Source organism: Acinetobacter sp. FY731, assembly GCF_059515905.1.
Map to the genome: position 1 here is coordinate 1 of NZ_JCAKNB010000005.1, position 26,474 is coordinate 26,474.

Annotated in this window: 24 protein-coding genes, 2 tRNA genes and 3 rRNA genes; 9 read left to right on the forward strand and 20 right to left on the reverse strand. The window is 38.0% G+C overall.

The window, feature by feature from the left end; all coding sequences use genetic code 11:
* Positions 1 to 9: 9 nt before the first annotated feature.
* The 11 genes from rrf to AC5YC8_RS08070 form a co-directional block, all read right to left on the reverse strand.
* A 5S ribosomal RNA gene (gene rrf, locus AC5YC8_RS08020) occupies positions 10 to 124 on the reverse strand.
* A gap of 195 nt (positions 125 to 319) precedes the next feature.
* Positions 320 to 3,210 (reverse strand): 23S ribosomal RNA (locus AC5YC8_RS08025).
* 336 nt (positions 3,211 to 3,546) lie between these two features.
* Positions 3,547 to 3,622: transfer RNA gene (locus tag AC5YC8_RS08030), tRNA-Ala, on the reverse strand.
* Positions 3,623 to 3,682: 60 nt separating this feature from the next.
* Positions 3,683 to 3,759, reverse strand: a tRNA-Ile gene (locus AC5YC8_RS08035).
* A gap of 61 nt (positions 3,760 to 3,820) precedes the next feature.
* Positions 3,821 to 5,358, reverse strand: a 16S ribosomal RNA gene (locus AC5YC8_RS08040).
* The 16S, 23S and 5S rRNA genes sit together here with 2 tRNA genes alongside, the layout of an rRNA operon.
* Positions 5,359 to 5,799: 441 nt before the next feature.
* The gene (locus AC5YC8_RS08045) at positions 5,800 to 6,456 is read right to left on the reverse strand and encodes a DUF2057 family protein (protein WP_496164154.1); all 657 of its coding nucleotides are present in this window, start codon (positions 6,454 to 6,456) and stop codon (positions 5,800 to 5,802) included.
* Positions 6,457 to 6,589: 133 nt separating this feature from the next.
* A complete protein-coding gene (locus AC5YC8_RS08050) occupies positions 6,590 to 7,183 on the reverse strand; it encodes a nitroreductase family protein (protein WP_496118545.1) in 594 nt (197 codons plus the stop codon).
* A gap of 193 nt (positions 7,184 to 7,376) precedes the next feature.
* Positions 7,377 to 8,063, reverse strand: coding sequence for a nitroreductase family protein (locus AC5YC8_RS08055; RefSeq protein ID WP_496164155.1), 687 nt, complete (start codon positions 8,061 to 8,063; stop codon positions 7,377 to 7,379).
* A 187-nt stretch (positions 8,064 to 8,250) separates the two neighbouring features.
* Positions 8,251 to 9,342, reverse strand: coding sequence for a signal recognition particle-docking protein FtsY (gene ftsY / locus AC5YC8_RS08060; RefSeq protein WP_496164156.1), 1,092 nt, complete (start codon positions 9,340 to 9,342; stop codon positions 8,251 to 8,253).
* Between the two features lie 104 nt (positions 9,343 to 9,446).
* Positions 9,447 to 9,770 (reverse strand): hypothetical protein, encoded by a 324-nt coding sequence (locus AC5YC8_RS08065; RefSeq protein ID WP_496164157.1) that lies wholly within the window; start codon positions 9,768 to 9,770, stop codon positions 9,447 to 9,449.
* A 106-nt stretch (positions 9,771 to 9,876) separates the two neighbouring features.
* Positions 9,877 to 10,236, reverse strand: a complete 360-nt coding sequence (locus AC5YC8_RS08070; RefSeq protein WP_496118538.1) for a hypothetical protein — start codon at positions 10,234 to 10,236, stop codon at positions 9,877 to 9,879.
* A gap of 223 nt (positions 10,237 to 10,459) precedes the next feature.
* Between AC5YC8_RS08070 and AC5YC8_RS08075 the strand changes: the two genes are divergently transcribed.
* From AC5YC8_RS08075 to AC5YC8_RS08085, 3 genes are all read left to right on the forward strand, one after another.
* Positions 10,460 to 10,693 (forward strand): hypothetical protein, encoded by a 234-nt coding sequence (locus AC5YC8_RS08075; protein ID WP_496164158.1) that lies wholly within the window; start codon positions 10,460 to 10,462, stop codon positions 10,691 to 10,693.
* 127 nt (positions 10,694 to 10,820) lie between these two features.
* Complete coding sequence (locus tag AC5YC8_RS08080) at positions 10,821 to 11,195, forward strand: DUF2750 domain-containing protein (RefSeq protein ID WP_496118535.1); 375 nt, start codon at positions 10,821 to 10,823, stop codon at positions 11,193 to 11,195.
* A 138-nt stretch (positions 11,196 to 11,333) separates the two neighbouring features.
* A complete protein-coding gene (locus AC5YC8_RS08085) occupies positions 11,334 to 11,768 on the forward strand; it encodes a CBS domain-containing protein (RefSeq protein ID WP_496164159.1) in 435 nt (144 codons plus the stop codon).
* A gap of 31 nt (positions 11,769 to 11,799) precedes the next feature.
* Here the strand turns inward: AC5YC8_RS08085 and AC5YC8_RS08090 are convergent, their stop codons facing one another.
* The 4 genes from AC5YC8_RS08090 to AC5YC8_RS08105 form a co-directional block, all read right to left on the reverse strand.
* Positions 11,800 to 12,126: a hypothetical protein gene (locus AC5YC8_RS08090; protein WP_496164160.1), complete on the reverse strand. Its 327-nt coding sequence runs from the start codon at positions 12,124 to 12,126 to the stop codon at positions 11,800 to 11,802.
* A gap of 61 nt (positions 12,127 to 12,187) precedes the next feature.
* Positions 12,188 to 13,396 carry a tryptophan synthase subunit beta gene (trpB, locus tag AC5YC8_RS08095; protein ID WP_496164161.1) on the reverse strand — a complete coding sequence of 403 codons (1,209 nt, stop codon included), beginning with the start codon at positions 13,394 to 13,396 and terminating at the stop codon, positions 12,188 to 12,190.
* Between the two features lie 110 nt (positions 13,397 to 13,506).
* Positions 13,507 to 14,694: a vWA domain-containing protein gene (locus tag AC5YC8_RS08100; protein WP_496164162.1), complete on the reverse strand. Its 1,188-nt coding sequence runs from the start codon at positions 14,692 to 14,694 to the stop codon at positions 13,507 to 13,509.
* Between the two features lie 260 nt (positions 14,695 to 14,954).
* Positions 14,955 to 15,170: a hypothetical protein gene (locus AC5YC8_RS08105; protein ID WP_496118529.1), complete on the reverse strand. Its 216-nt coding sequence runs from the start codon at positions 15,168 to 15,170 to the stop codon at positions 14,955 to 14,957.
* A gap of 231 nt (positions 15,171 to 15,401) precedes the next feature.
* Here AC5YC8_RS08105 and AC5YC8_RS08110 point away from each other — a divergent pair, with 231 nt between their 5' ends.
* On the forward strand, positions 15,402 to 15,989 hold the full coding sequence (locus AC5YC8_RS08110) for a hypothetical protein (protein WP_496164163.1): 588 nt from the start codon (positions 15,402 to 15,404) through the stop codon (positions 15,987 to 15,989).
* 45 nt (positions 15,990 to 16,034) lie between these two features.
* Here the strand turns inward: AC5YC8_RS08110 and tkt are convergent, their stop codons facing one another.
* On the reverse strand, positions 16,035 to 18,023 hold the full coding sequence (tkt, locus tag AC5YC8_RS08115) for a transketolase (protein WP_496164164.1): 1,989 nt from the start codon (positions 18,021 to 18,023) through the stop codon (positions 16,035 to 16,037).
* A 386-nt stretch (positions 18,024 to 18,409) separates the two neighbouring features.
* Here tkt and metK point away from each other — a divergent pair, with 386 nt between their 5' ends.
* Positions 18,410 to 19,576: a methionine adenosyltransferase gene (gene metK / locus AC5YC8_RS08120; RefSeq protein ID WP_496164165.1), complete on the forward strand. Its 1,167-nt coding sequence runs from the start codon at positions 18,410 to 18,412 to the stop codon at positions 19,574 to 19,576.
* A 477-nt stretch (positions 19,577 to 20,053) separates the two neighbouring features.
* Positions 20,054 to 20,236: a hypothetical protein gene (locus tag AC5YC8_RS08125; RefSeq protein ID WP_496164166.1), complete on the forward strand. Its 183-nt coding sequence runs from the start codon at positions 20,054 to 20,056 to the stop codon at positions 20,234 to 20,236.
* On the opposite strand, the gene AC5YC8_RS08130 is transcribed toward AC5YC8_RS08125, so the two are convergent.
* Complete coding sequence (locus tag AC5YC8_RS08130; protein WP_496164167.1) at positions 20,233 to 20,868, reverse strand: LysE family transporter; 636 nt, start codon at positions 20,866 to 20,868, stop codon at positions 20,233 to 20,235. The two genes, AC5YC8_RS08125 and AC5YC8_RS08130, sit on opposite strands and share 4 nt — an antisense overlap.
* A 198-nt stretch (positions 20,869 to 21,066) precedes the next feature.
* Entirely contained in the window at positions 21,067 to 21,660 is a 594-nt protein-coding gene (locus tag AC5YC8_RS08135) for an FxsA family protein (RefSeq protein ID WP_496118515.1), read from the reverse strand.
* Positions 21,661 to 21,959: 299 nt separating this feature from the next.
* Between AC5YC8_RS08135 and ruvC the strand changes: the two genes are divergently transcribed.
* Positions 21,960 to 22,505, forward strand: a complete 546-nt coding sequence (gene ruvC, locus AC5YC8_RS08140; RefSeq protein WP_496164168.1) for a crossover junction endodeoxyribonuclease RuvC — start codon at positions 21,960 to 21,962, stop codon at positions 22,503 to 22,505.
* Positions 22,506 to 22,651: 146 nt separating this feature from the next.
* Positions 22,652 to 23,203 (forward strand): hypothetical protein, encoded by a 552-nt coding sequence (locus AC5YC8_RS08145; protein WP_496164169.1) that lies wholly within the window; start codon positions 22,652 to 22,654, stop codon positions 23,201 to 23,203.
* Positions 23,204 to 23,228: 25 nt separating this feature from the next.
* Here AC5YC8_RS08145 and AC5YC8_RS08150 read toward each other — a convergent pair whose 3' ends face one another.
* Together AC5YC8_RS08150 and AC5YC8_RS08155 are read right to left on the reverse strand one after the other, a co-directional pair.
* Positions 23,229 to 23,561 (reverse strand): hypothetical protein, encoded by a 333-nt coding sequence (locus AC5YC8_RS08150; RefSeq protein WP_496164170.1) that lies wholly within the window; start codon positions 23,559 to 23,561, stop codon positions 23,229 to 23,231.
* Positions 23,562 to 23,597: 36 nt separating this feature from the next.
* The gene (locus tag AC5YC8_RS08155) at positions 23,598 to 25,073 is read right to left on the reverse strand and encodes an NAD(P)H-hydrate dehydratase (RefSeq protein WP_496164171.1); all 1,476 of its coding nucleotides are present in this window, start codon (positions 25,071 to 25,073) and stop codon (positions 23,598 to 23,600) included.
* 22 nt (positions 25,074 to 25,095) lie between these two features.
* Here AC5YC8_RS08155 and queG point away from each other — a divergent pair, with 22 nt between their 5' ends.
* A complete protein-coding gene (gene queG / locus AC5YC8_RS08160; protein WP_496164172.1) occupies positions 25,096 to 26,196 on the forward strand; it encodes a tRNA epoxyqueuosine(34) reductase QueG in 1,101 nt (366 codons plus the stop codon).
* The last annotated feature ends 278 nt before the right edge of the window (positions 26,197 to 26,474 follow it).

The window sequence follows — 26,474 nt, forward strand, 5'->3', positions numbered from 1 at the left end:
GAATTAATGAGCTGGCGATGACTTACTCTCACATGGGTAACCCCACACTACCATCAGCGCTAAGAGGTTTCACTTCTGAGTTCGGGAAGGGATCAGGTGGTTCACTCTTGCTATTGTCGCCAGCACAACTGTTTATGGACTTATTCGGGTCTTATTTACATCAAATGATGTATGCCTTACTTCGTACCAAATAGAATTCATTAACAGATTATTTGAGTTAAAGTATAAGTTCTAGCGTATTCTGAATCAAGATCAGTCAGTGTTGACTGTTTGGTTTTGAATCGATTTCAGCTTTATACAACAACTGTTTGGGTGTTGTATAGTCAAGCCTCACGAGCAATTAGTATTGGTCAGCTTCACATATCACTATGCTTCCACATCCAACCTATCAACGTCGTAGTCTTCAACGGCTCTTTAGAGGAATAAATTCCTAGGGAAATCTTATCTTGAGGTAGGCTTCCCGCTTAGATGCTTTCAGCGGTTATCCCTTCCGAACATAGCTACCCGGCGATGCGACTGGCGTCACAACCGGTACACCAGAGGTTCGTCCACTCTGGTCCTCTCGTACTAGGAGCAGATCCTCTCAAATTTCCAACGCCCACGGTAGATAGGGACCGAACTGTCTCACGACGTTCTAAACCCAGCTCGCGTACCTCTTTAAATGGCGAACAGCCATACCCTTGGGACCTGCTTCAGCCCCAGGATGAGATGAGCCGACATCGAGGTGCCAAACACCGCCGTCGATATGAACTCTTGGGCGGTATCAGCCTGTTATCCCCAGAGTACCTTTTATCCGTTGAGCGATGGCCCTTCCATACAGAACCACCGGATCACTAAGACCTACTTTCGTACCTGCTCGACTTGTGGGTCTCGCAGTTAAGCGCGCTTTTGCCTTTATACTCTACGCGTGATTTCCGACCACGCTGAGCGCACCTTCGTACTCCTCCGTTACTCTTTAGGAGGAGACCGCCCCAGTCAAACTACCCACCAGACATGGTCCTCGCTCCAGATTATGGAGCAGAGTTAGAACCTCAATATTACCAGGGTGGTATTTCAAGATTGGCTCCACCGAAACTAGCGTCTCGGTTTCAAAGCCTCCCACCTATCCTACACAAGTAAGATCAAAGTTCAATGTCAAGCTGCAGTAAAGGTTCACGGGGTCTTTCCGTCTAGCCGCGGGTACACCGCATCTTCACGGCGAATTCGATTTCACTGAGTCTCTGCTGGAGACAGCGCCCCCATCATTATGCCATTCGTGCAGGTCGGAACTTACCCGACAAGGAATTTCGCTACCTTAGGACCGTTATAGTTACGGCCGCCGTTTACTGGGGCTTCGATCAAGAGCTTCGCTTACGCTAACCCCATCAATTAACCTTCCAGCACCGGGCAGGCATCACACCCTATACGTCCACTTTCGTGTTTGCAGAGTGCTATGTTTTTAATAAACAGTTGCAGGGGCCTGGTTTCTGTGGCTGTCAATAGCTCAGGAAGCAAGTTCCATCACCGTCAACAGCGTACCTTCTCCCGAAGTTACGGTACCATTTTGCCTAGTTCCTTCAGCAGAGTTCTCTCAAGCGCTTTGGTCTACTCGACCTGACCACCTGTGTCGGTTTCGGGTACGATTCCAGTGTAACTGAAGCTTAGAGACTTTTCCTGGAAGTATGGTATCAGCCACTTCGCTAGTAAACTAGCTTGCTATCAGATCTCAGCATAGAGCACCCCGGATTTGCCTAAGATGCATGCCTACTTCCTTCCACCTGGACAACCAACGCCAGGCTGACTTAACCTTCTCCGTCCTCTCATCGCATTACACTGAAGTATTGGAATATTAACCAATTTCCCATCGACTACGCCTCTCGGCCTCGCCTTAGGGGTCGACTCACCCAGCCCCGATTAACGTTGGACTGGAACCCTTGGTCTTTCAGCGTGCGAGTTTTTCACTCGCATTGTCGTTACTCACGTCAGCATTCGCACTTCTGATACCTCCAGCATGCTTCTCAACACACCTTCATCGGCTTACAGAACGCTCCCCTACCACTTGCAATAAATTGCAAATCCGCAGCTTCGGCATATAGTTTTAGCCCCGTTACATCTTCCGCGCAGGCCGACTCGACTAGTGAGCTATTACGCTTTCTTTAAAGGGTGGCTGCTTCTAAGCCAACCTCCTAGCTGTCTATGCCTTCCCACATCGTTTCCCACTTAACTATAATTTTGGGGCCTTAGCTGGCGGTCTGGATTGTTTTCCTCTTGACTACGGACGTTAGCACCCGCAGTCTGTCTCCCGGATAGTACTCATTGGTATTCGGAGTTTGCATCGGTTTGGTAAGTCGGGATGACCCCCTAGCCGAAACAGTGCTCTACCCCCAATGGTATTCGTCCGAGGCGCTACCTAAATAGCTTTCGGGGAGAACCAGCTATCACCGAGTTTGATTAGCCTTTCACCCCTATCCACAAGTCATCCCCTGGCTTTTCAACGACAGTGGGTTCGGTCCTCCAGTTAGTGTTACCCAACCTTCAACCTGCTCATGGATAGATCACCCGGTTTCGGGTCTATACCCAGCAACTAAACGCCCTATTAAGACTCGATTTCTCTACGGCTCCCCTATACGGTTAACCTCGCTACTGAATATAAGTCGCTGACCCATTATACAAAAGGTACGCAGTCACCGAACAAGTCGGCTCCCACTGCTTGTATGCATGCGGTTTCAGGATCTATTTCACTCCCCTCACAGGGGTTCTTTTCGCCTTTCCCTCACGGTACTGGTTCACTATCGGTCAGTCAGGAGTATTTAGCCTTGGAGGATGGTCCCCCCATATTCAGACAAGGTTTCACGTGCCTCGCCCTACTCGACATCATCATATAAGCCCTTTCGTGTACAGGACTATCACCCACTATGGTTGCACTTCCCAGAGCATTCCACTAGAACTTATATGACTTAATGGGCTGTTCCCCGTTCGCTCGCCGCTACTGAGGGAATCTCAATTGATTTCTTTTCCTAAGGGTACTGAGATGTTTCACTTCCCCTCGTTCGCCTCATAAACCTATGTATTCAGTTTATGATACCTACCTTATGGTAAGTGGGTTTCCCCATTCAGAAATCTCCGGATCACAGGATATTTGCCGCCTCCCCGGAGCTTATCGCAGGCTATTACGTCTTTCATCGCCTCTGACTGCCAAGGCATCCACCACATGCACTTAATTACTTGACTATACAACCCCAAACAGTCGTTAACCCTTACAAGTTAGGTTAGCAACAGAGCTTGTCTTACGACTTGCTCATACAGTTGGCGTCTTGTGCATTTAAGCACCGTACAGCTTCAATTAGATTCATATACCAAAACGCTTGATTCAGTTAATTTCGCTAGTACTCATTCTTTCTTTCGATTGAATGAGCATGAACAAATTATTTCAACTCAAATATATTCTGTTAATGATTAATCTAGCCTTCGTCAGGTCTAGACGCTGTGATAAATCACAGAACTTAATAAACAAGATCTTCGATCTCTTTTACTAAATTCTATAATCTAGCAACTTATCTTAATGTATGGTGGAGACTAGGAGAGTCGAACTCCTGACCTCCTGCGTGCAAAGCAGGCGCTCTACCAACTAAGCTAAGTCCCCAGCTTATCATATAGATTCGATGTCTCTGTGTTCTGTACTAATTGCTTAGGTAATCAGATTTGGTGGGTCTGACAAGACTTGAACTTGTGACCCCACGCTTATCAAGCGTGTGCTCTAACCAACTGAGCTACAGACCCTCAGATACATCTTCATGAAGAACAACTTGTTGTGGATTCTTACCAATCGTCAATCTTTCGTTAAGGAGGTGATCCAGCCGCAGGTTCCCCTACGGCTACCTTGTTACGACTTCACCCCAGTCGTCGGCCACACCGTGGTAAGCGTCCTCCTTGCGGTTAGACTACCTACTTCTGGTGCAACAAACTCCCATGGTGTGACGGGCGGTGTGTACAAGGCCCGGGAACGTATTCACCGCGGCATTCTGATCCGCGATTACTAGCGATTCCGACTTCACGCAGTCGAGTTGCAGACTGCGATCCGGACTACGATCGGCTTTTTGAGATTAGCATCCTCTCGCGAGGTAGCAACCCTTTGTACCGACCATTGTAGCACGTGTGTAGCCCTGGTCGTAAGGGCCATGATGACTTGACGTCGTCCCCGCCTTCCTCCAGTTTGTCACTGGCAGTATCCTTAAAGTTCCCACCCGAAGTGCTGGCAAATAAGGAAAAGGGTTGCGCTCGTTGCGGGACTTAACCCAACATCTCACGACACGAGCTGACGACAGCCATGCAGCACCTGTATGTAAGCTCCCGAAGGCACCAATCCATCTCTGGAAAGTTCTTACTATGTCAAGACCAGGTAAGGTTCTTCGCGTTGCATCGAATTAAACCACATGCTCCACCGCTTGTGCGGGCCCCCGTCAATTCATTTGAGTTTTAGTCTTGCGACCGTACTCCCCAGGCGGTCTACTTATCGCGTTAGCTGCGCCACTAAAGCCTCAAAGGCCCCAACGGCTAGTAGACATCGTTTACGGCATGGACTACCAGGGTATCTAATCCTGTTTGCTCCCCATGCTTTCGTACCTCAGCGTCAGTATTAGGCCAGATGGCTGCCTTCGCCATCGGTATTCCTCCAGATCTCTACGCATTTCACCGCTACACCTGGAATTCTACCATCCTCTCCCATACTCTAGCTTCCCAGTATCGAATGCAATTCCTAAGTTAAGCTCAGGGATTTCACATCCGACTTAAAAAGCCGCCTACGTACGCTTTACGCCCAGTAAATCCGATTAACGCTCGCACCCTCTGTATTACCGCGGCTGCTGGCACAGAGTTAGCCGGTGCTTATTCTGCGAGTAACGTCCAAGCATCTAGAGTATTAATCTAGAGCTCCTCCTCCTCGCTTAAAGTGCTTTACAACCAAAAGGCCTTCTTCACACACGCGGCATGGCTGGATCAGGGTTCCCCCCATTGTCCAATATTCCCCACTGCTGCCTCCCGTAGGAGTCTGGGCCGTGTCTCAGTCCCAGTGTGGCGGATCATCCTCTCAGACCCGCTACAGATCGTCGCCTTGGTAGGCCTTTACCCCACCAACTAGCTAATCTGACTTAGGCTCATCTATTAGCGCAAGGTCCGAAGATCCCCTGCTTTCCCCCGTAGGGCGTATGCGGTATTAGCAGCCGTTTCCAACTGTTGTCCCCCACTAATAGGCAGATTCCTAAGCATTACTCACCCGTCCGCCGCTAGAAATCAGTAGCAAGCTACCTATTCCCGCTCGACTTGCATGTGTTAAGCCTGCCGCCAGCGTTCAATCTGAGCCATGATCAAACTCTTCAGTTTAAAATCAGTAGTACCTTTAAAGGGTACCAATCTTGGCTCATCAATTTTCTGACAAATATTTCTCAAATAAACTTCGAGTAATTTCTACCATTAAATCAATGAAAATAATTTCGATTGATCAACCAGTAAAAATCCACACAAGTTGTTCTTCATAATCTCTTAATGATCTTCTTAAAGCTTCGTCAGCCTTAAGACCAACCCAACCATTTAACGTTTCGTTTAATGCATTGCGTTGGTGTGCTGCGTATTCTATACAGTTTCAAAACAAGAGCAACCCATTTTTCAAAGAAAATCATAAAAAATCATTCATGTGATTACTTTTCATACAAAAATATCCAAATTAAGGCAAAATCACAGTTGAAACCGACCAAAAAAAACACCAACACCAATGTCTTTATATAAAAAAACCACATCATCTGTGGCTTTTCATATCGTTATTCTTTATTGCTCTGCAAGCCAAGTCATAAACTTTTGTTTTTCTGCTTTTGTAGATTTTTTCCAAATCTGAATTAAGCGTTGATCTTGTCCATTTTGTATATTTAAATTTGACTGTTCTTCATTTTTTGAAAAACTCAGATTCGCTTGAGCTGTGTATTCAGGTGATGGTTGTGAAATTACTTGATTTCTACCTGCTAATTCACCTTCAACAAATAAATTACTCACAATTCCCAAATTTGATGACTTAGCACCTTGTTGTTTTACCAATAATTGATTCTTACTATTATACAAACCAAATATTGGTTGCTTTGCATAATCTCGAGCTGCATCTACATTTTGTGGATTATCTATAAGTGATAAAACGTAATTCTGATTATCATCTAATAATGGCGTTTTAATATTTACGATATTTGATCGAATAATTTCATGAGTTCCCATATTTTTATTTTCTTCAAAATATTGGGTGTATCTTACAGAGATTACATTTTCACCTACTTTTAATTGATGTGAATTTTTCTTAGAGCTAAAGATACCACTATTCACTTCCTGCCCATTAATCGCCGCAACTTTAATTTCTTCTGGTGTAGTTAATGTAATTGCAGCAAATGCAGGTATATTCATCATGAGTAAAGTTGCAAAAACAGACCATCTTTTTTTCATTAATACATATCTCATCATTTTAAGTTTGTCGAAACTATGAATGAGCTTAATGACACTTTCATTACAATGATGAATCACTTTATTTTTAAATAAAAAAAAGAGTGCCTTAGCACTCTTTTCCGATTAAGTAATACTACTTAAATGATTTAAAACGTTCTGCATCATCCATAAATGCTTTTTCACCTGCAGGCGCTTCGATAGAACCAAATACAAGCTGGGCACGTAACTTCCAATGCGCTGGAATATCAAATGTTTCTGCAACTTCCGCATCAACAATTGGATTGTAATGTTGCAATGATGCACCAATATTTTGTTCTGCTAACGCTGTCCATACAGCAAACTGTGCAATTGCTGTCGAATGTTCAGACCAAATTGGGAAGTTATCTGCATACGCTACAAAGTTTTCTTGTAAACCTTTAACTACAGCCTGATCTTCATAAAATAAGACCGTACCCTTACCTGCAGCAAAGCTTTGAATTTTAGCTTCTGTTGGTGCAAATGCATCAACAGGTACAATTTTACGTAAAGTTTCTAACGTAATATTCCAAAATTTAGCATGCGACTCACCAAACAATGTCACCACACGTGAAGTTTGTGAGTTAAATGATGATGGACTTAAGCGTACTGCTTGTTGAATTATTTCTTCAATTTCTACATCTGTTTGTTCTAAATTTTTTCCAATTGCATAAATTGTACGGCGTTTTTCTATATGTTTTAAAAATGACATTAAAGTTCCTCTTTGATCTTAAGATCAAGCTTTATTCGTTAAACATATCTTATTGTTTTTAATTTTTAGATAAATACCCAATTTCATTACATTGTGTTTTATTAATAGAACAATCTATCAATATTTAAACATTTAACTATGATAATGAGGCACATAAAATATCAATTATATGCACCTCGATTACTCATTCAAATTAATAAAAAATCTTAAATTGTTGTTGATAGTCTATATGTAGTTTTTCATCCACTTCTTGCTCAATAGAACCAAATACAAGTTGAGCTCGCAACTTCCAATTGGTATCAATATCAAAAGCCTGCGCAACATCCTCATCAATAATTGGATTGTAATGCAATATGGAAGCACCCATGTCTGAATCTGCCAATGCTGTCCATACGGCGAATTGTGCCATTCCAGAGGTTTGTTCAGACCAGATTGGAAATTCATCCGCATCAAAAGGACGTTTCTTTTGTAATTTCTTAATTACAGACTGATCCTCATAAAATAAAACAGTCCCATACGCCTTTAAACTCTGATCAATTTTAACTGCAATACCTGCAAATATATGATCTGGAACTATTTTGCGTTGCATATCTTTCACAATACCCCAAAATTTAGAATGTGATTTCCCATACAAAACCACAACACGAGTACTTTGTGAGTTATGTGCCGAAGGACAGCTACGCACAGACTCTTGAATAAGTTCAGTAATATAAGTTTGGCTAAAGCGAATCTTATTACCTAGTCGATTAACATTCCGTCGCTTTTTAAGCTGATCAATAAACGTAAGCGTATCTTCAGACTCATTGTTTTTCTTCTTCAACTTAAAGTCTTTTGTAATATCCGACGTTAAAACATGACCAATTTTATCTAATAATGCCATTACCTTCTTTTCCCCAAAAATCGGCATGAATATAATCTTTATTGTAATAACTTTATTTTCAATTACTTATCTATAAAACTTGCGACTGATGTTTTTTAAAACAGTTACTTAGCTCAAAAACAATAAACTCCGCATTTAGCGGAGTTTATGTGATGTAACCAACAATCTATTTAAAAATAAATATTTTTTATTTATCTGTTTCAAATAGTGCTGCCACAAATGATTTAGCTGAAAATGGACGTAAATCATCAATCTTTTCACCCACTCCAATAAAGCGAATAGGCACATGTGTACGACTTGCGATATTAAATAATACACCACCTTTTGCCGTACCATCCAACTTAGTAATCGTAATACCTGTTAAGCCAACTGCTTCATCAAACATTTCAACTTGATTAATTGCATTTTGCCCAGTACCTGCATCTACAACCAACATCACTTCATGTGGTGCTGTAGCATCACTTTTTTGCATCACACGCTTAACTTTAGTAAGTTCTTGCATAAGATGACCTTTGTTATGCAAGCGTCCAGCAGTATCTGCAATCAGAACATCTACCCCTTTTGCACGCGCACTTTCAAAAGCATCAAAAATAACAGAAGCACTGTCTGCACCATGACCTTGTGCAACAACAGCAACATCATTACGCTCACCCCAAATTTGAAGTTGTTCAGTTGCCGCTGCACGGAAAGTATCCCCCGCCGCAAGCATTACTTTTTTACCTTCGCCTTGAAGACGTTTTGCTAATTTACCAATAGTTGTTGTTTTACCAACTCCATTTACACCCACCACCAAAATTACATACGGCGATTTGTTAGGATCGATATGCATTGGTTTTACACGTGGCTCTAATAAAGCAACTAATTCTTCTTGCAATGCTTTATATAAAGAGTGCGAGTAAATCAAATCTCCACGATTTGTACGTTCCGTTAAGTTTGCAATAATCGTTTTCGTTGCTTCTACACCAATATCAGCAACAAGCAACTGCTCTTCAACTTCCTCTAATAACTCATCATCAATTTCTTTACCACCGATGAGAATATTAACCATACCATCGGCAAGGTTTTTACGTGTTTTGGTTAAGCCGTCTTTCATTCGGCTAAAGAAACCACCTTTTGCCTTTGTTTCTTCTTGTGCAACTTCTGTCGAAACACTTTCTACTGTTGGCACTTTTTCAACAATAGGCACATTAATTGAAGGTAAATTCGGTAAAGTAACATCGTCATCACCGATGTCAGCATCAATTAAAAACTTACTCTGCCCATTAGATTGCTGTTGCATGCCGAATCCCTAAAAACACTGCATTAAAATAAAAATGAAAGTCTAGCATAAACCATATAGTTTTACGTTGTATTGATTTACATAGATTTACCCAAAGATAAGCCCTATCGATCCTCAATAGACAAAGCAGGGAGCTCAGTTGCTTTACCAACTTCCACTTGATGAGCATGCATTAGGCGAAGATATTGACCAAAAATAATTTTAGGGTGCTGTAATAGACGCTCTGCCATTTCTTGGCTTTCAGGATATATCGGTTGACTGGCTATCATTCTAATTTGCTGAAATCTATCTGCATCTATAGGACGATACAAAGCAACTGTCGAAAGTAGCAAAATAATTGAAATAATAAAGATAATGAATGCGTTATAAATTTGCTCAAGCCTTAACTGAGCATAAAATTGCTTAATTTTTTGAATTTTACTGTACATGACTTACCTCGATTAAGAGGTAGTTTATGGTTGTCTTATATTATTCTCAAGGTATTCAGCTCAATTCTATCTATATTTCTAGCTAAAATTGAGCCCGAAACCATATTTAATGTAAAACTGGTGCTAGGAAAACAAAATATAAGACAACAGCAACAATCAACAATACACCGCACATCATTTTGACATAAGTTGAATTTTCATCTTCATGATGATGTGGATTCTCGTCTATCGCTAAACGCTGTAATTCATCATTATAGGTTTGATAAAACTCTGCCCGCTGCTCAACATTTAATTCACGCGTATAATCATAAACACGTTTTCTTTGTGCAAGACAAAAATCCCCCAAACGTAATTCGTTATGATAAATCGCCTCATCTAATTGTTTTCGATGTAATTGTGCTAAGCCGATAACTTGAGCTTTAATTGGCGGTAAATCTAAAGAAAGTCCATCTATTGTTGGTGCCATTTTTATTCCTCTCTTTTTGTAATAATTACTTAATAAATCGTTCACATATCATGCATACGACTATTATTTAATCATTTAAACCTAAATTAATATGACTTTCAAGGTTATTTGATTGACAATTCAAGCAATCTGTAATAATAGTTTAATAATAGAGTGTTAAAAATATCTAAAGACTCAAGATTGGTCTTTATAGTTTGAACATAATTACAATAAGGAGTTATATATGATTCAACAATTCTCTCAACAAGACTTAGAACATGTTTACGCAGATGCGGTAAATACAATCCAATACGAAATGAACTTTTCAGAAGCAGTCTCACAATTGGAAGGTGCAGCACGAGCTGGGCATGGTAAAGCGGCAATGTTTTTAGCAGAACTTTACTATCAAGGTTTCCGCGTAGAACGTGATTCACTTAAAGCGCAATTCTGGCAAAACCTAGCCACCATGCGAGCATAATGAAACGTCACTTAGGTGGCGTTTTTTATTACCTTTTTCATATAATTTTACGATTTTACGCAAAGCTTAAACAATACTGTCATTAGTAGCCTTTACAATATAGTCAAACAAACAACTAAGAATGATTATGTACAAGGTGAATCAATTAGATCCTTTACCCAAAGATTTTTTTCTAAAAATCACTATTTTAAAATCGATGATGTATTGTGGCGTACTTTGGGGTTTATATCATGAGGGTTGGGCAATGACGTCCGACCAAGAACATCATATCTTCCCCTTTTGGCTAAGCTGCTCACAAGCACAAATACATTCTCAAAAAAATTGGCCAAATTACATACCACGTAGAATTCCACCTGAGGACTTCCAAAAATCACTATTACCTACGCTAGCCCGCTTAAATGTAACACCAACGCTATACGACTCGAACCATCAAAAATTTAAATTTAGCTCGCAACTAATGAAATATTTTTTCTTCAACAATCCAGATAAATTACTTGCGTAGCAACATTAAATGCTTATATAAACAATACAAGGACATATTTAATATTCACAATTTCTGACGATAAATGTCTTTGTATTTATAAGATTTCACGTTAAGTTGAAGTAAACCACAAGAACAATGAGAAGAGGATAAGTTTTAATGAGCAATGTAGCACATGTTTTAAAAGATAAAGGTAATATTGCTATATATACCGTAAAACCAAATGCAACCGTACTTGAAGCAATTAAACTCATGGCCGAAAAAGGTATTGGTGCACTTGTTGTAACTGATGATAACGACAAAGTTGTAGGTATTCTGTCTGAGCGTGATTACACACGCAAAGTTATACTTATGGAACGTACCTCTAAAGATACAACTGTTAGTGAAATTATGACTGCCAAAGTTTTAACAGTAGAGACAACTACAACCGTGAAAGAATGTCTAAAATTAATGACAGATAAGCATTTACGTCATTTACCTGTTGTTGAAAATGAAAAGCTCATTGGTCTTGTTTCAATTGGGGATTTAGTTAAAACAGCAATGGATGACCAGAAAAAGTTAATTGATCAGTTACAGCAATATATTTCGGGTTGATTACTCACCCCAAACAGCATGTTTTCATTTTTTATGATGATTCATGCTGTTTTTTATTAGGCATTCCACAATGAATACAATTTCTTCTTATTATTAAGCTTAATCCATCAACATAAACACCTTGACCGAAAAAGCCTTGCTTACACCATGGACAAATCATTTTAGCTAAAAATATTAAACTTCCAACTAATGCATATGATAGAGCAAGCAAGATAAGCACCAATGTAATTACACTCTCACTCCCCCCAAAAAAAGCTAAAATACAATAAATACTGTATAAAAATATTGGCAATCCAATAAATAAACTCAATATAAAAATCAAGCGAAATCGTATCAAACTCCTATATTTTTCTTGCATACCCAACCCTATTCTTCTTATAAAAAGCCCCGAAACTTTCAGGGCTTTTTAACGTCAAAACTTAATTCAAACCCAATTTATCTGCAACGTAGTCAGAGTCTTTATCACCACGACCCGATACGTTTACAACAATTTTTACATTTTTAGGCAACTTCCCTGCTTCACGAATTGCCCACGCTACCGCATGTGAGCTTTCTAGTGCAGGCACAATACCTTCTACACGTGAAAGTGTCATAAAAGCATCTAAACATTCCCGATCTGTTGCCGTTGTATATTCAACACGACCTAAATCTTTTAATAAACTATGCTGAGGCCCCACACCAGGATAATCCAAACCAGATGCAATTGAATGCACAGGTAAAGGTTCACCTTGCTCATCTTCAAGAACATAACATGCCATACCATGAATTTGACTTGGCTTACCTAACGTCAAAGTCGCTGAATGCATATTTGTATCAAGCCCATGACCAGCGGGTTCCACACCCACCAGCTTTACATTTGGCTCATTCAAAAATGCAGTAAATGCACCAACTGCATTTGAACCACCACCCACACATGCAACAACATAGTCAGGATTTGCACCAAAACGCTCATTGGTTTGAACTTTAATTTCATCACCAATAATAGATTGGAAATCACGCACCATCATTGGGAAAGGATGTGGACCAACCACTGAGCCAATCGCATAAATGAAGTTTTTCGGATCTTTTAAATATTCATCAAAAGCACTATCCACAGCATCTTTTAAAGTTGCTGTACCACGCGTTACAGAAATTAAATTTGCACCCAAAATTTTCATTTTCACAACATTTGGATGTTCTTTTTCAATATCTACTTGCCCCATGTGAATTTCACATGGAATACCCACAAGTGCACACGCTGTTGCCAATGCCACGCCATGTTGACCTGCACCTGTTTCTGCAATCACTTTCGTTTTACCCATGTATTTAGCAAGCAATGCTTCACCTAAACAATGGTTAATTTTGTGTGCACCCGTATGGTTTAAATCTTCACGCTTTAGATAAATTTGAGCACCGCCCAATTTTTCAGATAAACGCTTTGCATGGAACAATGGACTTGGACGCCCCACATAATGTGCAAATAGTTCATTTAATTCATTTTGAAATTCGGGAGTTTTCCGAATTTCTTGATAGGCAACGTTAATATCATCCATTGCTTGTTTCAAATCAGGCGGAATAAATTGACCACCGTAATTACCAAAAAATCCATCTTCATTTGGCAAAGCAATGCCATTAATTTGATGATCCATAACGATCCTTAAACTTTCAATGTATATCAATAAAAAAGTGGTTTTATCATAAAACGATTTTGAGAAAATCTCTAATCACTCTAGATAAAACCACGTATAAATGTTTGGAATCAGCGGGCAAGATATTTTGTTAGATCTTCAACACCTTTGAGCGTCATTGGATACATCTTATCTTCAAAAATTTGCTTAATAAGTCCAATGGTCTGTGTATATTGCCAATAACTTTCTTCTTCAGGATTTAACCAAGCTGTTTTTTCAAAATGCTGACGCAAACGCTGTAGCCAAACATGCCCTGCTTCATCATTCATATATTCAACCGAGCCACCTATAGATTGTAGTTCATAAGGTGCCATACTTGCATCACCAACGACAATGACACGGTAATCTCGCCCATAAGTATTAAACAAATCCAATGTATTCATACGTGAAGATGATCGACGAATATTATCTTTCCATACATAGTCATATAAACAGTTATGAAAATAGAAATATTCAAGGGTTTTAAATTCTGTTTTAGCGGCACTAAATAACTTTTCACACTGAGCGATATGCGAATCCATAGATCCACCAATATCAAACAACATTAAGACCTTAATACGGTTGCGACGCTCAGGGACAAGTTGAACATCCAAAATACCCTGCTTTGCAGTTTCACGAATCGTGCCATCAATATCAAGCTCTTCGGCTGCACCTTGACGGGCAAATTTACGCAAACGACGTAATGCCATTTGCATTTGGCGTGTACCAAGAATCTGCTCATCATCTAAATTCCGATATTGGCGTTGCTCCCATACTTTTACAGCAGAGCGTTTACGTCCAGGTCCACCAATACGCACACCTTCAGGATGATCCCCATAAGCACCAAATGGTGATGTACCACCCGTGCCAATCATCTTGTTACCACCTTGATGCTTTTTATGTTGCTCGCGTAAACGATCTTCGAGCATTTTCATCAATTCTTCAAGTGAGCCTGCTTTTTTCAATTCTTCACGTTGTTCAGGCGTTAAATGCTTTTCTATCAGTTCTAAATCGAACCAATCTTTTGGGAGTTTATGAACTTGATTAAGCAAATCATCTAAATCGAATGTTGAAATACCATCAAAATAATCTTTCATCGCACGGTCAAATTTATCGAAATAACGTTCATCTTTAATCATTATGGTTTTAGCAAGTTGATAAAATTCCTCTTGATTCGCAAATACTAAACCTTCTGCTACAGCCTGATTTAAATCTATTAACTCGCGTGTTGAAACAGGCACACCATATTTTCTTAATGTATAGAACAATCTTACAAACATGATGAGCTTATTCCTTTTATTCAACCTAAACTATAATTGCATATTTGCAATAATTCTCTTTGTATTATCATTAAATGCCGATTATGAGTAAAGCGAGATTCATAGACGAGCCTGTCATCTTCACTTCAAAAATGAAGTAAATTTTGACAAGAAATAAATGATGATTAAGTTTGAATTATTTTTATACGATATAAAATATGAGGAGAAACCTTTATATCAACATATAAAAAGCCCCATAATTTGGGGCTTTGAATGATCCATTACAGCTTTTCAACTAAAATTCTATCTACAAGCTTGTTTCCAGTTTGCTTTTCATGGTTTTTACGGCGTACTTTCAGAACTTTCTCTTCTTGCAAATCTTGTAGCATTAATTCTACTGCTACCATAGCTTCAAGCTCTAAATCTTGCCCAATCCACTTTTGCTCACCAGCATCCATTAATACGATTTCATCATTTATTTGATCATACAGGCTCATAATTTCCTCACTTATCGCATTTAAACAGCATTTACTACCGAATGAATGGGGACACTATATACCTATTGATAAAAACTGCAACGTGTTCTGTGTTTCAATGATTTCAAATGATTTCAAATGATTTCAAATGATTTCAAATGATATAAACTGCGCTTGAAATACGAGATAATGACTATAAACTCAACAATAATGTGCCAATATTTCTCTACTACCACATAAAAGAAGTCTTAAATGAAGTTTAATCAAAAAATTATCTTTTCAACTGCCTTAGTTCTTTCATCAATTAGCATGACAACTCACTCTAAGCCAACTCAATTTTACAAACCGTATAAAAGCACTGAAACGGTTGAAAACATTCAACCTCGACTGTATAAAATTAATGATTTAAGAGTAAATTTAACAAGTCGTATGGAACGACCTGAATATTTAAATCAGGAAAGTATGACAACTCTTTATAAAGAAAAAATTGAAAGTAAATTAAAAGAAAAAAATATGCTTGCTGATGAAAACACAGTCACGCCAATTCATTTAAATTTAGAAATTAATCATAAACGTGTATTTATGGGCGAAGGTTTTTCTAGAGTTGGTAAAGAGGTACTTGTAGGTAATTATGCCTCTGGTGAACTTCAATATAATGCTACGATTACAGCCCACAATGTAGAACTTGCAAATTATAAATCGGAAAAATATATTGGTATTGGCAACCAAGGTACTTTCGGGAAAATGTTTAGAGACTTAGCAGGAAAAGGTAAACCTGAACATGAAATAATGGATGTAGATGCTTTTTCTAATAAAATAGTCAATGAATTACCAAAATAAAAAACCGCCTCAATTGAGGCGGTTTTTTATTTCATGCTTAAAAAATTAAGCAGTAATTTCATTTACAGCGGCAACTACAGCTTCAGTTGTAATACCGAAGTGTTGGTATAAATCTTTTGCAGGTGCAGATTCGCCGTAAGTTGTCATACCAATTACGCGACCATCTAAACCAACAAATTTCCACCAGTAATCTACATGTGCAGCTTCAACAGCTACACGTGCACGAATGGCAGCAGGTAGAACAGCTTCACGGTAAGCCGCATCTTGCTTAACAAATTCTTCAGCACACGGCATAGAAACAACACGCACACCTTCAAGTTGTGCATGAGCTTCCATTGCAAGTGAAACTTCCGAACCTGTTGCAATAATAATTGCTTTTAATTCACCTTTTTCTTTCGCAAGAACATAACCACCTTTCGCAACATCAGCAATTTGAGCATCTGTACGGGTTTGGAATGGTAAGTTTTGACGAGAGAAAATTAATGCTGTTGGACCTTCAGAACGTAACAATGCAGACTTCCACGAAATAGAAGCTTCTACAGTGTCACATGGACGCCATGTATTTAAGTTTGGTGTACCACGTAAAGATGCGATTTGCTCAACAGGTTGATGTGTTGGACCATCCTCACCAAGACCAATAGAATCGTGTGTATAAACATGAATTACGCGTTGTTTCATTAATGCAGACATACGTACTGCATTACGTGCATATTCCATAAACATAAGGAATGTTGCAACGTAAGGAATGAAGCCACCATGAAGTGCAACACCATTTGCAATTGCAGTCATACCAAACTCACGCACACCATAGTGAACGTAGTTACCAGCAGCATTTTCCTGAACGCCTTGAGCACCTTTCCAAAGTGTAAGGTTAGAACCTGCTAAGTCTGCAGAGCCACCTAGAATTTCTGGAAGTTGTGGTGCAAATGCTTGAATTGCATTTTGACTTGCTTTACGTGTAGCAATTGTTTCTGCTTTTGCATTTACTTCAGCAATATAAGCATCTGCAGTTGCAACAAAGTCAGCAGGTAAATCACCAGATAAACGGCGTTTTAACTCAGCAGCCTCTGTTGGGTATTTTTCAGCATACGCAGCGAATGTTTTATCCCATTCAGCTTCTGCATGCTTACCTTTCTCTTTAGCATCCCATGCTGCATAAATATCAGCAGGAATTTCAAATGCTTCTTCTGCCCAACCTAGTGCTTTACGTGTTAAAGAAATTTCATCGTTACCCAATGGAGCACCGTGACAATCTTCTTTACCTTGTTTGTTTGGAGAGCCTAAACCAATAATTGTTTTGCAAATAATGATGGTTGGTTTAGTCGTTTCAGCTTTTGCTTCCAAAGTTGCAGCACGTAAAGCATCGTTATCATGACCATCAACTTTAAGAACTTGCCAACCGTAAGCTAAGAAGCGTTGTTCTGTATCGTCAGAGAACCAACCTTCTACTTCACCATCAATTGAAATACCGTTGTCATCATAGTAAGCAACCAGTTTACCAAGACCTAAAGTACCTGCCAATGAACATGCTTCATGTGAAACACCTTCCATTAAGCAACCATCACCAAGGAAGCAGTAAGTGAAATGATCAACAACTTTAATATCATCTTTGTTGAATTGAGCTGCTAATGTTTTTTCAGCAAGTGCAAAACCAACAGCATTTGCAATACCTTGACCTAAAGGACCAGTTGTCGTTTCAATACCTGGTGCATAGCCTAATTCTGGATGACCTGGAGTTTTAGAGTGTAATTGACGGAAAGATTTTAAATCTTCAATAGAAAGATCATAACCCGTCAAATGTAACAATGCATAATGAAGCATTGAACCATGACCATTAGACAATACGAAACGGTCACGGTTAGCCCATTGTGGGTTTGATGGATTATGATTTAAAAATTCACGCCAAACTACGTCAGCGATATCTGCCATCCCCATTGGAGCGCCAGGATGTCCTGAGTTTGCTTTTTGCACAGCATCCATTGCCAATACACGAATTGCATTTGCAATACGACGTTCATTAAGCGGGGTTGTCATAGGTAGTATCCAGATATAGCGTTTAAATAAGTTAAAATGAATATAAATTCAAAGATAGGCCTATTGTCTTAAAAAAATACCCTAGCGTAAAGTGTGATAGACAACATTTATCCATTAGATACACAAAAGATTAAAAAACAGCCTATTTTTTAGCATAAAAGTCATTTTTAAATTTTTTAGCATACTTTACTTTATTCCTATTAATAAAAGTAATGATTACGCAGAAATACAATATTCCCATCAATTATCAGTATTACAAATTACAATATCAATTAAATTGATTAAATATTGGATCAATTTAAATACTTTTCGATAAGTTAAACTAGTCCACAATGTAAAGAAGTTGTACTATATTGCAACTTTAGAATTTAACTGTGTTAGGACTTATGCGCGAGTACGCTGTATTTACTTCAGAATCTGTAAGCGAAGGCCATCCTGATAAAATGGCTGACCAAATTAGTGATGCAATTCTGGATGCAATCTTAAAAGAAGACCCATATGCACGTGTTGCATGTGAGACGCTTGTAAAAACGGGTGCGGTAGTACTTGCTGGTGAAATCACAACAACTGCGAATGTCGACTTTGAAGCAATTGTTCGTAATACTGTAAACGGTATTGGTTACCACCATTCAGATCTTGGCTTTGATGGTTCTACTTGTGCCATTCTAAACATGATTGGTAAACAATCTCCCGAAATTGCTCAAGGTGTTGATCGTCAAAAACCTGAAGATCAAGGTGCTGGTGACCAAGGTTTAATGTTCGGTTACGCAAGTCGTGAAACAGATGTACTTATGCCTGCGCCTATTTCATACGCACACCGTTTAATGGAAAAACAAGCTGAGCTACGTAAACAAGGTACGCTTTCTTGGTTACGTCCAGATGCAAAAAGCCAAGTCACTTTTGCATACGAAAATGGTAAACCTGTACGTTTAGATGCTGTTGTACTTTCAACACAACATGATCCTTCTATTACTCAGTCTCAATTAAAAGAAGCTGTAATTGAAGAAATTGTGAAAAAAGTGATTCCTGCTGAAATGTTCCATGCAGAGACTAAATTCCATATCAACCCAACAGGTATGTTCGTAATTGGTGGCCCTGTAGGTGATTGTGGTTTAACAGGTCGTAAAATCATTGTAGATACTTACGGTGGTATGGCACGTCATGGCGGTGGTGCATTCTCTGGTAAAGATCCATCAAAAGTTGACCGTTCTGCTGCTTATGCAGGTCGTTATGTAGCAAAAAATATTGTTGCTGCAGGTCTTGCTGATAAGTGTGAAATTCAAGTGTCTTATGCAATTGGTGTTGCTGAGCCTACTTCTATTTCAATCAATACATTCAATACTGCTAAAGTATCTGAAGATTTGATTATTGCTTTGGTTCGTGAACATTTCGATTTACGCCCATACGGCATTACGCGTATGCTTGATCTGATTCAACCAATGTATCAACAAACTGCTTCTTACGGTCACTTCGGCCGCGAAGGTTCAGATACTGCATTTACATGGGAAAAAACAGATAAAGCTGAAGCACTAAAAGCTGCTGCTGGTCTTTAATCTTTAGATTTTCTAAAAAAGCCTGCATTTATGCAGGCTTTTTTATTTCATATTTATTTGTGCTTATCACTAATGATTTGCACAATACTGTGTGTTATTGGTATTTCTCTGTGATCTGTAAAATATAATTGCGTCATTTTAAGAATAACGACAAGCACCAAACAAGTTATCGAACAAAAAATCCAAAAACCATAAGGGCTTCTAATATTATGTGAACCACAATTTTGACATTCTTTTTCTGACGCCGTAACCGCTTGATTACAGCAGCCACAACGATACTGTGTAGATAACATAGAACCTCCTCACTCTCTTTATTTTCTTTTTTTATTTTTATTCCACAGTTTAACCAGCTGTGTTCAATAACAATATTTGATTACTAATTAATCATCAAGTTACATTTATTAATTTTTACATAACAACACAAATATGTCAGTTTAGAATTTAGGTGTACAATCCACCACTGTAAAGGAGCTAAATATGATTCAGTTAATTAAGAAAGGTGGTTTAAGAGAAAGAGCAAATCGAAGTCGCAAATACCTCGGCTCAGAAAACACTGAAACAACATTACAGCCAAATACATATGGGAATACGCAAAAAAAAGAGGAAACCATTGCTCCCCCATCTTTAGAGCATTTGAAATCTAAGCAAAAAAGTGATTAAAACATAGCAAAGGTTTCATAGCACAGCACAATTGCAAATATTAAAAATAAACAGCCGGATAATACATCGATATATGCACCCGCTCGCTGATAAGCATCTTTAATTTTAGGTTGCGACACAATCATCATTAAGATTACAAATGTAATAAAGGTTTGAATAGGAATAATGAAAGCCAATTGAGCTTTTAAATGCGCTCCAGCATTTACACTTAATGCTAAGGAAAATACACTACTAAAATAAATTAATGTTTTAGGATTCGCAAGATTCGTAAACAGTCCCAATAAAAAGTAATTTTCTTTCTTCTTTTCTACAACCATCTCTTCTGTTATTTGTACTTTTTCTTTAAGTAACTTTAAACCACCTCGCAACATCGCCCAGCCCATTTTTGCTAAAAACAAACTCCCCACAAACATTAAAACCTGTTGAATCCATGGAAACTGTTGTATTAATACTGTAAAGCCGAGTAATGTTAAAACTACCCAAACAACAATACCCAAAGAAATACCTAAAATAATTTTTAATGTATTTGTACGTGTTGTAGATGCTGCACTTTTTGCAATAAGTAAAACATCGGGACCTGGACTTAATTGAGCAATAAAGTGCAGTAAGCAAATCGTGATTAATAAAGACATTTTCTATCAAAGCAAATAGGTTCTAAGCATTATAATGCTAGCTGTACCAACAATCGTTTAATTAATTATAATTTTTTAAAATAGTGTGATTAAACCAAAAATTATTAATGCCAAGCTCTGTCTAGGACTAAAAAAAAACCCAACTTTGCTAAGCTGGGCTTTCATATACATTAAGTATTATAAACTTTCTACTTACAATTAATTAACATCTTTGAAATTGTTTACATCTTTAACATCTTTCATACCAATTTTTTTTGCATCAGGTGTAACTTCACGCGCCTCACCTTCAATAATTGTAGAATCATGACCACCTTGATGATTCTGCATATCTTGCATCTGGCGCATCATATCTGCAAAAGGATTTTGACCTTGAGCACCGCCCATACCATTCATATCGCCCATCATGCCACCCATCATTTTATTCATCATGGCTTGTTGACGTTTCATCATGGCGTTCATCATCGCTTGCTTAAAGATATTTTGCACACCAGGAATTAAAATAAGTACAGCTATCACATCTGTAATTAAACCTGGAATCATCAATAAAAAACCAGCAATAATTTTAGGTAAATTTCCTGTTAAAGCAGGATCTGCGCCCATCTGCCCCATTTGCATTTGTTGCATCTGTGGCATTACACCAGCTGAATATTTACGGATCATATTCAAGCCAATAAAAAATGCAGCAACAAACCAGAAGAAGACATACCACATACTGCCAACTAGGTCACCTACGCCAATCCATACCAAAACTTCTAGAATTAAGCCTGCTAATACAATAAGAAATAATTTCATGAAAATTAATCTGATCTCAATAAAATAAATAAAGTTTACCGATCAACTGCTTAACTACTATCAAGCTTTTTTGATGCGTTTTTATAACAATATGGGCATTCTAAAATTTTTAAAGGGTTTAAATTAAATCATGACCTATTTTTTTAAAATAATTTAAAAAATCTAATATTTAAAGCGGCAAAGGGTTCAGATCAGCTCAAGAATTATTCTTTACTTCAAGCTTTTATGAAAATACATACCATATTCATTGCCCTTATTATAATATTCATATTACATCCTTATATTATCCTTATAAATTCATGGCATTAATTATTGGTATTGACCCGGGTTCTCGCCTTACAGGCTACGGTATTATTGAACATGAAGGTTCAAAGCTCCGCTTTATTGATGCAGGAACAATTCGTACTGAAACAACAGAAATGCCTGAGCGATTAAAGCGAATTTTTGCTGGAATTGATCGTATTGTTAAATTCCATGGTCCTACCGAAGCAGCTGTAGAACAAGTTTTTATGGCACAAAACCCAGATTCCGCTTTAAAACTAGGTCAAGCTAGAGGGGCTGCCATTGCCGCCCTTACCAATTTGGATTTAAAAGTTGCGGAATATACAGCACGCCAAATCAAGCAATCTGTCGTTGGTTATGGCGCTGCAGATAAAGAACAAGTTCAAATGATGGTGATGAAACTTCTCGATTTAAGTATTAAACCTCAAGCCGATGCTGCCGATGCTTTAGCTGCTGCAATTTGTCACGCACATGCCTCTGGCAGCATGAGTAAACTTGCAGTTTTAAATGCTCTTGGCGGAATGGCACGTGGTCGAAGTAGAAGCTCTAGCCGCCGTAGATAATCTTACGTCACATAAAATTGCCTTCATTTATGAATACATGAAGGTAAGAATTCTTGAAAAATAAAGTAATAATTTATAGAGATTAAAACCTGATAGCATAAACATTCAAACATAAAAATAAAATTGAATCTGTCAGGATAAATAAAATGAAACATCTCTTTTTATTAGCACTGCTTTCAACGCCTTTCATCGTTTCAAATTATGCTCATTCTGGAATTTATCTTCAAAATTATGAAGCTCCACAAATTGTAAAATATGGCGTAAATACTGTTGTCTTTATAGAGCCTAAAAAAAATGCCTGTTTGAAAAAAATGTGTGCTGTTGTCACCCCTAAATGGAATTCTAGTGAACCTAAAAAATTACAATTAAGAAGTCATGTTGCACAATCACATGTCAATATTAGCTCCGCATCTATTCTTATTGATGGACAAGAAATTATTTTAAATACTGAAAAAGGAACAATATTAAGTGAAAATTTAGATGGTAGTAATAAGTTAAGTATGCAAAATCATTATGCACATTACGACATTATTGACCGAATTATCAGTGCTCAAGAGGCAACTATAAAAATACGAACCGCCAATGGAGAAACTGAATCACTTATCAAAACAAAGGGATTATTAAGCCAACAAGGGGAAGTCTTTGAAGCTTTTAAATCCAAAGTAAATTCAGAAAAGTTAAAACTAGGTATTGAATAACTCCAGCTTCTAAATTTATGAGCACTTATAACTTTAAATGTTGTGCAAAATCTTTTTTCATTTCTCGTATAGAGGGTTGCTTAGGATAAGTGGCGATCAGTATTCTGCCACTAAAGCGAATATTTTTTTGCTGATTAGAATCTATACGGATAAAAACCAGTTCATCTAGCTCATTTCGATGATCAATCTCACAGATCATCATTGTTCCATTTCGCTCAATTACAGAAAATTGAGGAAAATTGTTTTGAATAATTTGTTTAAATGATTGGCTTTTGGAGGAGTCTCCATCCATTTGTGTATACATAATCAGTGCAATACACAACAAAACCACCAACAAAACAATCGCATACTTATCCATTATTCTTCACGCCATAAAATTTAGATTACAATGTAATTACTTTGTATTAACTTTTCGATTTATCGTTTCATAAATTGCCTTAGGCATATTAAACGCCTGAATACCACACATTCCATTTTCAGCTAAACGATCCCCTGCAATGGCATGCAAAGTTACAATTTCATGTAAGGTAATTTCACTATCAAACTGTGCTTTTAAACTTGCAGCCATTCCCGATAAAACATCCCCCATTCCACCTGTTCCCATGCCCGAATTTCCAGCAGTACAAATCCAGAGTTTATTGTTTTCTAAAATTAGACTCCCTGAGCCTTTAAGCAACCATTGTCCACTATATTTTTCTTTTAGTGAATGAATGGCTTTTATTCGATCTTTTTCAATATCTAAAACCTGGCAATTTAAAAGTTTTGCAGCTTCGCCAGGATGTGGCGTTAAAAAAACTTTATCATTCACCTGTTGTGGATTTTCCGCCAAAAACCACAAAGCATCGGCATCTAATACAATGTCTAAATTTGATTTCAAAAGTAAATCAAACCACAAATTATATTGATTTTTAGCCCATTCATCACGCCCCAAACCCATGCCAAAACAAACAGCATCAATTTGGCTAAGTAAATTTTTAATCTCAATAATACTTAGGCTATTTATATCTTTAAGCATAATATTAGGTGATCGTGCCAAAATAGCCACATGATGCCGTACATCACAAACTACTGTCACTTTTCCTGCACCTACCGCAAAGGCAGATTCAGCCGCCATAATAACAGCACCGCCCATTTCAGCATGCCCACCCACAACTAAAACATGACCATAACTGCCTTTATGCCCAAAAGCTTTGCGTGCAGGTAAATGGATATTGGTTGATGCTAGTTGAGCAATTGGATGAATTTTTGAATCTAAAGGAATAAGAGAAATAGTATCTATTTCACCTGCATATTCCTTAGCTTTTCCTGTAAATAACCCTGCTTTTAAGCCTAATACTGTAAATGTATGATCTACCTTAATAGCATTAGGTAAAGGCTGACCTGTATTGGCTTGCAAACCACTAGGAATATCAATTGCAATTTTAAGAGCATTTTGAGCATTAATGCTATGAATCACTTTTTGCCATTTTTCATCTAATTGACGGTTTAATCCAATACCAAATAAAGCATCTACAAAACAGTCATATTTATGTTGAAAACTAAAATCTGATATTATTTTAATCTTCTCTTCTTTTGCTTCTTTATATGCACGATGTAAATCTTGTGAATCACCTAATTCAGCAGCATAAATATCAACATCAATTCCTTGGAGTTTTAAATATTTAGCAACCAAATAACCATCGCCTGCATTATTCCCCTGCCCACAACACACAGCAACACTTGAAACTTGATGGTGATTAAACAATGACATAAGACGCTGTGAAATTAACCAAGCAACTTGTTGCATTAAGCCATAAGAACTATTTTGATGAGCAAACCAACGCTGTTCCCATGCTTGTATATCGTAGCTATGATAAACTTGCTGATGCATTGTTATTCCTTCTTATTTCATTATGACATCATCCACAGCCAGTCAAAAAATTCCTGTCAATCAACAGGATCCTGAAGCGCTTAAGGCGTGGATTAAAGCTCAAGCTTTAGAACTCGGCTTTGCTGATTGTGTCATTGCACGTCCAGATGCTCAAGAAGAATTACCACGTTTACAAGAATATTTAGATCGTGGTTATCATGCAGATATGCACTTTTTAGCAGAAAATTTAGAGAAACGTGCCAATCCAATACTCTTAGTCCCGAATACCAAAAGCATCATTTGTGTGCGTATGAACTATTTGGTTGAATCACCAAAGCCTCGTTATGTACCCAATGAACCAAACTCTGCCATTATCGCGCGCTATGCACGTGGACGTGATTATCATAAAACCATGCGGGGTCGCTTAAAAACTTTAGCTTCTCGCATTCGTGAAAAAGTGGGAGATTTTGAATCTCGTCCTTTTGCAGATTCTGCGCCTATCTTTGAAAAATCTTTAGCTGAAAATGCTGGAATGGGATGGACAGGTAAACATACTCTTCTTATTCATAAAAAATCAGGCTCATTTTTTGTTTTAGGTGAATTGTTTACATCGCTCGATTTACCCTTTGATTCGCCCACTACAAAACATTGTGGTTCTTGTACTGCATGTATTGATATTTGCCCAACTCAAGCCATTGTAGAACCTTATATGCTTGATGCACGCAAATGTATTGCTTACCTCACGATTGAGTATCAGGGCATTATTCCAGAAGAATTACGCCGTGGCATAGGCAACCGCGTATTTGGATGTGATGATTGCCAACTCATCTGCCCATGGAATGGCTTTGCAAAAACAACACCTATTGAAGACTTTTACCCAAGACACGGCTTAGATCAAGTATCTCTTCTTGATTTATGGCAGTGGGATGAAGCAACCTTTTTAGCTAAAACTGAAGGTAGTCCGTTACGTAGAACAGGCTATCAAAGTTTTATGCGAAATATTGCAATTGGCTTAGGTAACGCACCATTTAATCAAGCAATTATCGATAGTTTAGAAAAAAGTAAACTACAGCATGATGATATTGTGCAAGTCCATATTGATTGGGCAATTCAAGAACAGCAAACAAAGCAACACAATATTTGATTTTTTATTCATCGATATTCAAAAACTATAAGAATAAAACCACCTTTCCACTTAAAAGCTAAGTTTGCAATATATGCGAAACATACAATCACAATCACAGCAAAATTAAAATTAAAGAAAAATAACTTTGTAAGCAATTAGGCGAAAAATACACTAATTTTGTAAGTATTTTAACATTTATCTTTTTTCTAATATTTAGTTTCACCATCGATAGATACTATCAAACTTGGTCTATATTGCCTTTTTATTGGTTCAAATCTTGCTATGATATTTGTAGA